General features: G+C 53.1%; 8 protein-coding genes. 3 read left to right on the forward strand and 5 right to left on the reverse strand.

The genetic code is table 11. The features are described 5' to 3' along the window. Positions 1 to 325 precede the first annotated feature (325 nt). Positions 326 to 1,630 carry an NAD-dependent dihydropyrimidine dehydrogenase subunit PreA gene (gene preA / locus QZ279_RS09330; RefSeq protein WP_293450160.1) on the reverse strand — a complete coding sequence of 435 codons (1,305 nt, stop codon included), beginning with the start codon at positions 1,628 to 1,630 and terminating at the stop codon, positions 326 to 328. Then, the gene (locus QZ279_RS09335) at positions 1,630 to 2,961 is read right to left on the reverse strand and encodes an NAD(P)-dependent oxidoreductase (RefSeq protein WP_293450162.1); all 1,332 of its coding nucleotides are present in this window, start codon (positions 2,959 to 2,961) and stop codon (positions 1,630 to 1,632) included. The genes preA and QZ279_RS09335 overlap by 1 nt, the downstream gene beginning before the upstream one ends. A 151-nt stretch (positions 2,962 to 3,112) precedes the next feature. On the opposite strand from QZ279_RS09335, the gene argB reads away from it, so the two are divergent. The 3 genes from argB to QZ279_RS09350 are packed head-to-tail and all read left to right on the forward strand — an operon-like array spanning position 3,113 to position 5,084. Beyond that, positions 3,113 to 3,973 carry an acetylglutamate kinase gene (gene argB, locus QZ279_RS09340; protein ID WP_293450164.1) on the forward strand — a complete coding sequence of 287 codons (861 nt, stop codon included), beginning with the start codon at positions 3,113 to 3,115 and terminating at the stop codon, positions 3,971 to 3,973. Continuing rightward, complete coding sequence (locus QZ279_RS09345) at positions 3,966 to 4,592, forward strand: ferredoxin (RefSeq protein ID WP_293450166.1); 627 nt, start codon at positions 3,966 to 3,968, stop codon at positions 4,590 to 4,592. Before argB ends, QZ279_RS09345 begins: the two co-directional genes overlap by 8 nt. A 3-nt stretch (positions 4,593 to 4,595) precedes the next feature. After that, complete coding sequence (locus QZ279_RS09350) at positions 4,596 to 5,084, forward strand: histidine phosphatase family protein (RefSeq protein WP_293450168.1); 489 nt, start codon at positions 4,596 to 4,598, stop codon at positions 5,082 to 5,084. Between the two features lie 156 nt (positions 5,085 to 5,240). Here QZ279_RS09350 and QZ279_RS09355 read toward each other — a convergent pair whose 3' ends face one another. Genes QZ279_RS09355 through QZ279_RS09365 form a run of 3 tightly spaced genes read right to left on the reverse strand, consistent with a single transcriptional unit; the run spans position 5,241 to position 8,547 of the window. Then, complete coding sequence (locus QZ279_RS09355) at positions 5,241 to 6,005, reverse strand: amino acid ABC transporter ATP-binding protein (RefSeq protein ID WP_293450170.1); 765 nt, start codon at positions 6,003 to 6,005, stop codon at positions 5,241 to 5,243. Between the two features lie 15 nt (positions 6,006 to 6,020). Beyond that, complete coding sequence (locus tag QZ279_RS09360; RefSeq protein WP_293450172.1) at positions 6,021 to 7,316, reverse strand: ABC transporter permease subunit; 1,296 nt, start codon at positions 7,314 to 7,316, stop codon at positions 6,021 to 6,023. A 1-nt stretch (position 7,317) separates the two neighbouring features. Then, positions 7,318 to 8,547 carry an ABC transporter permease subunit gene (locus tag QZ279_RS09365; RefSeq protein ID WP_293450174.1) on the reverse strand — a complete coding sequence of 410 codons (1,230 nt, stop codon included), beginning with the start codon at positions 8,545 to 8,547 and terminating at the stop codon, positions 7,318 to 7,320. Positions 8,548 to 8,552: the final 5 nt, after the last annotated feature.

Here is an 8,552-nt window from a genome sequence, read left to right on the forward strand (position 1 = left end):
AAAGCACCCCGGGATTGTCAAGTTAACTTAGAGGCGAGTCAGGGCGCGCTTTCTCGTGATTCTCAAATGACCCGCCATACAGCGTCCTTAAAACTCAAAACAAACGCGTAATATCGACCTTCACATACCTCAACTCAAGAACGCAGAACACAAACGCACAACCTGCAACACATGCTTCCTCTCTCCCTAGATATCTTGGGAGTGCGTCAAAGACGCAGGGGCAGCGCCCTAAATCAAACTGCAAAGCATAGAAAAACCCCCTGCCGCCACTCACCTCGGCAGGGGTCTCTAGGTGCCGCTAGGGAGATCAGCGGTATGGGAAATTCTATTCCGCAGCAGTTGCTGATGGATTATTCGGGTGCATCGTCCAGTTGGCGTATTCGCTGTCAACAACACGGTCTGTGCGTGGATCAACCTCGCCAACCGCCATCGGCTCCATCGTGATGCAATTTTCAACAGGGCAGACATTGACGCAAAGGTTACAGGCCACACATTCCGCGTCGATTACGCTGAACGTGCGATCTTCGGACATGGCAATCGCTTGGTGCGACGTGTCTTCACAGGCCGCAAAGCAGCGGCCACAAGAAATACATAGGTCCTGATCAATCTTGGCCTTCGCGATATAGTTCAGGTTCAAGTACTGCCAATCTGTTGTGTTCGGCACAGCCATCCCAACGAAGTCAGTCGTATTTTCAAAGCCCTTTTCATCCATCCACTGGCTGAGGCCTGAAATCATTTCCTGAACGATCTTAAATCCATAGGTCATCGCAGCCGTGCAAACCTGCACGTTGCCACAGCCAAGCGCCATGAACTCAGCCGCATCGCGCCATGTGGTCACGCCGCCAATGCCAGAGATCGGCATGCCAGCCGTCTCTTGCGCGCGGGCGATCTCACTGACCATGCTCATCGCGATAGGTTTTACCGCAGGGCCACAATAGCCACCGTGGGTACCTTTGCCATCAATCGAGGGTTCTGGCGACATGCTATCTAAATTCACTGAAGTGATTGAATTAATGGTGTTAATCAAAGACACGGCATCCGCGCCACCGCGACGTGCAGCCGCCGCAGGTTTGCGCACATCCGTAATATTTGGCGTCAGCTTCACAATCACAGGCTTGGAATAATACTGCTTGCACCAGCGCGTCACCATCTCGATATACTCGGGGACTTGGCCAACAGCCGCCCCCATACCACGCTCGCTCATGCCATGCGGACAGCCAAAGTTCAGTTCAATTCCATCTGCGCCGGTATCCTCTACCAGCGGCAAAATGGCTTTCCACGCCTCCTCCTCACACGGCACCATCAAAGATACGATAATAGCCCGATCCGGATAATCCGCCTTCACGCGCTTTATCTCTTCAAGGTTGGTAAACAGATCGCGGTCCGTGATCAGCTCAATATTGTTGAGGCCCAACAAACGTCGATCCGCACCGTAAATTGCGCCATACCGAGGGCCATTCACGTTCACCACCGGGGGGCCTTCAGAGCCAAGGGTTTTCCAAACAACCCCGCCCCAACCCGCCTCAAACGCGCGGCGGACGTTGTATTCTTTGTCGGTCGGCGGTGCAGAGGCCAGCCAGAATGGATTTGGGCTTGTGATGCCAATGAAGGTGGTTGTTAGGTCAGCCATTATCCAGCGCCTCCCATCAGATTTGCATGAATATCCATCGCCGCATCGCGCCCTTCAGCCACGGCCGTCACCGTCAGATCATCCCCACCAGTCGCACAATCACCCCCAGCCCAAATCCCTTTGACAGACGTTGCGCCACTCGCGGAGACTTTGATCTTACGGCCCTCTAAATCGGGGAGCCCGTCGCCTTCTAACGTCTGCCCAATCGCGCTAAACACTTGGTCCGCAGCAAGACGCACGGTTTGACCTGTCGGCTTTAGATCATCGCTGGTGTATTCAAATTCGATCTCTCGCACAGCGCCATTGCCGTGAACCGCTATCGGTGAAGCATTGGTGATAATTCGCACGCCTTTGGATGCAGCAAGGTCTTGCTCATACACGCTCGCATTCATCCGCGCGCGGGAGCGGCGATACACCAGTGTTACGTTCAAAGCCCCCAACAGTTTCGCCTGCACAGCCGCATCAATTGCGGTCATGCCACCACCGATCACAACCACATCACGCCCGATGGGCAACGTACTTAGATCGTTGGCTTGGCGAAGGTCTGAAATGAATTCAACCGCATCCGCAATACCGTCTTTATCATCTCCAGCGATGCCAAGCCCGTTCACGCCGCCAAGACCCATTCCAAGGAAGACCGCATCATACTCAGATTGCAAAGCCGTAAGCGTCACATCCGCGCCAAGCGTTATGCCATGCTTGATCTCGATCCCGCCAATTTGCAGCAGCCAATCCACCTCACGAGCCGCGAAATCTTCTGTGCTTTTATACGCCGCAATACCGTATTCATTCAGGCCACCAGATCGCGCACGTGCGTCCAATACGACAACATCATGACCATGCATCGCCAAACGATGTGCGCAGGCCAGACCCGCAGGCCCCGCCCCAACAACCGCGATACGCTTGCCCGTCGAGGCCGCGCGCGTGAATGGATGCACGCCCTTGTCCATCACCGTATCCGTCGCAAAGCGCTGCAATTGCCCGATCAAAACGGGCTTTCCTTCAGCCGCTTCACGCACACAGGCTTGTTCACACAGGGTCTCCGTCGGACAAACCCGCGCGCACATGCCGCCCAAAATATTCTGCTCTAAGATCGTCTTTGCAGCCGCCTCTTCAGTTCCCGTCGCGATTTGGCGGATGAACAGCGGGATGTCGATGTCAGTCGGACAGGCCGTAATACACGGCGCATCATGACAGAAATAGCACCGATCCGAGGCCACCAAGGCCTCATGCGCACTTAAAGGCGCATGAAAATCCGCAAAATTGCTGTCGTAATCCTGCGGCTCTAAACGGCCTGCAACTATTCCACTGGCAAGCATATCTGCTGGCATCAAAATCTCCTGTCGACAGTATTCTTGGGTTGAGGTTTGCAGGGATTTATTTTTTTATCAACTGGTAAAATTTAATTTCCGCGTTTTTTCTATGCGCCCTTTGACTTGCCGCTGCTTCGTTGGGCGTTTAACCAGAAGAAAAGGCCATGACATGAAGAAGCAAGATATGAATCGCGATTGGATCGCTACGGCGCAAACTCTCTCCTCGGCCTTGCCGTATTTGCAACGCTATGATGATGCGACAGTTGTGATCAAACTTGGCGGTCATGCGATGGGTAGCGACGCGGGCATGGAAAGCTTTGCGCGCGATGTCGTCTTGATGCAGCAAGTCGGCGTGAACCCGGTGATCGTGCATGGCGGCGGGCCTATGATCAACGCAATGCTAGCGCGCCTTGATATCAAGTCCGAGTTCGTGAACGGCAAGCGCGTGACTGATGAAGCCACTGTCGAAGTCGTCGAAATGGTTCTCTCAGGCCGCGTGAACAAGCGCATCGTTCAAGCAATTAATGCGCAAGGTGGCAAGGCTGTTGGCCTGTCTGGTAAGGACGCCAACTTGATGGTGTGCGAACAAACGGATCCCGATCTTGGCTTTGTTGGCACCCCTGTTGAGATGAACCCAGATTTCCTGCGCGCTTTGGCCAAAGACAATGTGATCCCGGTGATCGCCCCCCTTGGAACAGGTCGTAACGGCGAAACCTTCAACGTGAACGGCGACACGGCGGCAGGCGCAATCGCAGCCAGCCTGAAAGCGGATCGCCTGTTATTGCTCACGGATGTGGCAGGCGTCAAAGACGGCTCCGGCGAGGTGGTCACAGAACTTACCGCAGCTCAAATCCGCGAACTCACTGCCGATGGCACCATTGCAGGTGGGATGATTCCCAAAACAGAAACCGCGCTTGATGCCATTGCTGGTGGCGTGCGCGCGGTGGTCATATTAGATGGCCGCGCCCCAAACGCGTGCCTACTCGAACTCTACACCGAACACGGCGCAGGCTCGCTCATCCGTGATTGATGACATTCGCAACGCAGCGCACGCGCAATGCCTCGATGTTTTCGGAGCCTTGCACGAAAATGGCGATACAATTGTCCTGTTAGGGCCACAAGAACCCAATTTTTGGGCGCACGCGACCGCCTCACCAGAACTCAACGATGATCAACCAGATCCGTTAGATCGCTGGTCCAAACGCATTATCGACGACCTTGCCGCACAATTTGACGCGAGCGCCATCTTCCCATCAGACGGCCCACCCTACCCCGCCTTCATTTCATGGGCCACGGCCAGTAACCAAGCATGGATCGCCCCCGTCGGTATGCTCGTTCACCCCACAGCAGGCCTGTTCGCATCGTATCGTGGAGCGCTTCGCATCTCAGGTGAAATCACACTGCCAGAAGCAACAGAACCGTGTCCTTGCACGCCTTGCGCACAGTCTTGCAAATCTGCTTGTCCCGTCAACGCGCTCACGTCAACAAACTACGATGTCGCCGCCTGCAAAGCTCACATAACTGGTCCAGACACCAAATCCTGCCGCACACAAGGCTGCGCCGCACGTCGCGTGTGCCCAATCTCGCAAACCTATGGCCGCTTGCCGGAACAATCTGCTTTCCACATGCGCACTTTTTTGGGAGAGTAAGCCATGAGCAAAACATTAATCGTCATGCGCCACGCCAAATCCAGCTGGGACAATCCAGTAGAAGACATCGAGCGTTCTTTAAATGAACGCGGCCGAAACGGCGCAACGGCTTTGGGCAACTGGATGCGCACGCTTTCACTTAACCCCAATGAAATCCTGTGTTCCTCTGCCGAGCGCACGCAAGAAACGGGCGCGTTGTTAAAACTTACAACGTCAATGACGCTCAATAAAGCGCTCTACATGGCGTCCTCAGACGTGATGATGAACCATGTGCAACGCGCAACTGGGGACACCTTACTGATTATCGCGCACAATCCCGGTATCGGCGAATTTGCGGAACGCCTTGCAGTCACGGCCCCTAACAACCCACGCTTTTTCAACTACCCCTCAGGTGCCACAACAGTCTTCGATTGTGACATCGACACATGGGATGATCTGAAATTCGGTGCCGCTACTTCGACCCAATTCATCACCCCACACGACCTGCTCTAAACCGCTTCTCCTTTCCAAAAATATCCCAGGGACAGCGATCTTTGATCGACGGGGGCAGCGCCCCAAACCACATCTGATTTTCAAACGAAAAAGGCAGACCCGAAGGCCTGCCTTTCAAACGTAGTGTGCGTTATTTCACGCACTCTTTTCGATAATTTAGTGACCCAAAATCTGGCTCAAGAACAGCTGTGTGCGCTCGGATTGTGGATTGTTAAAGAACGCTTCTGGCTCGTTCTGCTCCACAATCTGACCTTGGTCCATAAAGATAACGCGGTTTGCAACCTGACGGGCAAAGCCCATCTCATGCGTCACGCAAAGCATTGTCATGCCCTCCTCAGCCAACTCAATCATCGTATCAAGAACTTCCTTGATCATCTCAGGGTCAAGCGCCGATGTCGGTTCGTCAAACAGCATGATGCGTGGCTGCATGCAAAGCGAACGCGCAATGGCAACACGCTGCTGCTGGCCACCAGACAACTGACCGGGATACTTGTCGGCCTGCTCTGGGATCTTCACCTTCTCAAGGAAATGCATCGCCAGTTCCTCAGCTTCTTTCTTGGGTGTTTTACGTACCCAGATCGGTGCCAGCGTACAGTTCTCTAGGATCGACAAATGTGGGAACAGATTGAAGTGCTGGAAACACATACCCACTTCCGAACGGATCTTATCGATGTTCTTAACGTCGGATGACAGCACTGTCCCATCGACTTCAATACGACCCTGCTGATGTTCTTCGAGCGCATTGATGCAGCGAATGAGCGTGGATTTACCAGACCCAGAAGGTCCACAAATCACAATGCGTTCGCCGCGGTTTACAGTTAGATCAATGTCGCGCAGCACGTGAAATGTGCCGTACCACTTGTTCATGTTCTCGATTGAAATGGCGACCTCGTCGGACACCTGTAGTTTTGCTTCGGCCATTGTATCAGCCTCCCTTTATCTGTGTCCGGTCGCGAGCTGACGCTCGAGCCACTGTGAGTATTGCGAAATGCCGTAGCAAATCGGGAAAAAGAACAAGACGGCTGCCAGCCAGAGTTCCCAATAGACGCCGTTCCATTCTGTGGATGCCAAAATCGGACCACGGATCATTCCGACCAGATCGAACATTGAAATGACCGAAACCAGAACCGTATCCTTGAACAGACCCACCGCCACGTTCACGATCCCCGGAATGGAGATCTTGAGAGCCTGTGGAAGAATGATCAAACGCATGGATTGCGCGTAATCCAGACCAAGGCTACCCGCGGCTTCAGCTTGACCCTTTGGCAAGGCAGCGAGACCACCACGAACAACCTCCGCGATATAAGCCGCAGAGAACATCGTGATCATAATGATAACGCGCAGGATCAAGTCAAAGTTTGTGCCCGGTGGCAGGAAATATCCAAGAACCACGTTCGCAACGAACAGCAATGTAATCAGCGGCACACCACGAATAAATTCAATGAAGACCACGCAGATCCACTTGATGATCAGCATGTCCGACTGACGACCGAGCGCCAGAAGAATACCAAGCGGTAACGACAAGGAGACACAGGTCACACCCAGAACGAAGTTCAACATGAACCCACCCATATCGCGTGATGGAACTGGCTCTAGCGCAAGAAAGCCAGACAGGGGACCAGTGATATATCCCATCAGCCACCAAACAACCGAAGTCGCTAAAATGCCGCCGATAAGGCCCATCGCAAAGCCCTGATACTCAAGCTTGGTGAAGACCACGTAGCCTGCGATCAAGCCGACAGCGACCATGACTGGAACAAGCAGTGAGCCACCCCAGATCAACCAAAAGGCAACCATTGGGTAGATCGCTGTGATGATCAACATTTTGCGTGGCATTTTGTTGAACAAGACAGGCGCGACAGCAAAGAACAAACCAAAGAACGCGATTGTTGGGCGCCAATATTCCTCAGAGGGGTACTTAAAGCCAAACAAAAGCTGTGGCCAACGTTCTGTCAGAACCGAGAAGCAGCCCCCTGTTTTACCTTGCAGAATTTCACGACATTCCGCGAGAGAATCTGTGGTCCAGACCCCATTGTAGAACCAAGGGAACGCACCGGACACGATCATGTAGATAAAGTAAATCGCAACCAGCGTCAGGATGGTATTGAACCAACCATCAAACAGGTTCTTTTTGACCCATGCTATAGGACCAGCCGCCATGACGGGGGCCGCTTGCTGGGGCAACATTGCGTCGCGCACAAAAGCGGCGGGTGTGGTTTTAGTATTGCCCATCCTACCGCTCCTTCAATTTTACTGAGTTGTTGTACACGTTCATGATCGCGGAAATGCTAAGCGAGATGACCAGATAAAAGGCCATCAACAACAGGATCGTTTCAATCGCACGACCCGTTTGGTTTAGCGTGATGCCACCCAAGGTGCCTGTGATGTCCATGTATCCAACCGCAATCGCAAGCGATGAGTTCTTGGTGATGTTGAGGTACTGCGAAATCAGCGGTGGAATAATCACGCGCAATGCCTGTGGCAGAACCACAAGGTTCATAATGCGCCCCGGACGCAGACCCAGCGATGCTGCTGCTTCTGTCTGACCCTCAGAAATCGCAAGGATACCCGCACGCACGTTTTCCGCGATAAAGGCTGCTGTGTAGATCGACAGCGCGAATGTCAGAGCAATAAGCGAGTTTCGTGCGTAGATACCGCCCTTAAAGTTAAAGCCTTTCAGTTCAGGCAGCTCCCACGACAGGCCCATCACAACACAAGCTATGATCAAAGGAACAAACCAGATCGCAAGTGTGTAGTACCAAGTGGTCGGGCGATCGCCTGTACGTTCCTGTGTCACAGTTGCGTTCTTTGCAACGGTGCGCGCACCAAAGAAGCTCGCGATCAGGAGTGCGATAACAATCAGGTATCCTGTTGAACCAGCAGCCCATTCAGCTGTGAAGAATGGGCGCGGAGCGTAAAAACCACGGCCCGTGAAGGCGAACATGTCAAACACCATACTGGCCGTCGCATCATCGCCGCGGAATTCGCGAGGTTGCGGCAGCACCGCAACAAAGACCGCCATAATGATCAGGATCCAAATCAGAACAGGCACGTTGCGGAAAATTTCCACATAAACGCCCATCAATTTGTTAACGATCCAGTTGTTGGATAGTCGCAAGACACCCACGATCACACCGATCACAGTCGCTAAGAAGCATGCGATCACTGCAACAAGCAGCGTGTTCAATGCGCCAACTATGGCAGCACGCAAATGCGTGGATTGCGATGTATACTCAATCAAACGCTGGTTAATATCATAGCCCGCAGGTTCGCTTAGGAACTTATATGAAATGTTCAGGCCAGCCGCTTGCAGGTTGGAAACGAGATTGCTTCCTAAAAACCCGAAGGCGCAGATCAGCGCAACCAAAGCAATGAATTGGAATGTGTAAGATCGGTAACGCGTATCGTTGATTAACATCGATAAGCGAAATCCGCCCTTGGGAGGGTCAGATAGAGTCGTCATGGACT

The sequence above is a fragment of the Planktotalea sp. genome (assembly GCF_018607965.1).
Taxonomy (GTDB): domain Bacteria; phylum Pseudomonadota; class Alphaproteobacteria; order Rhodobacterales; family Rhodobacteraceae; genus Planktotalea.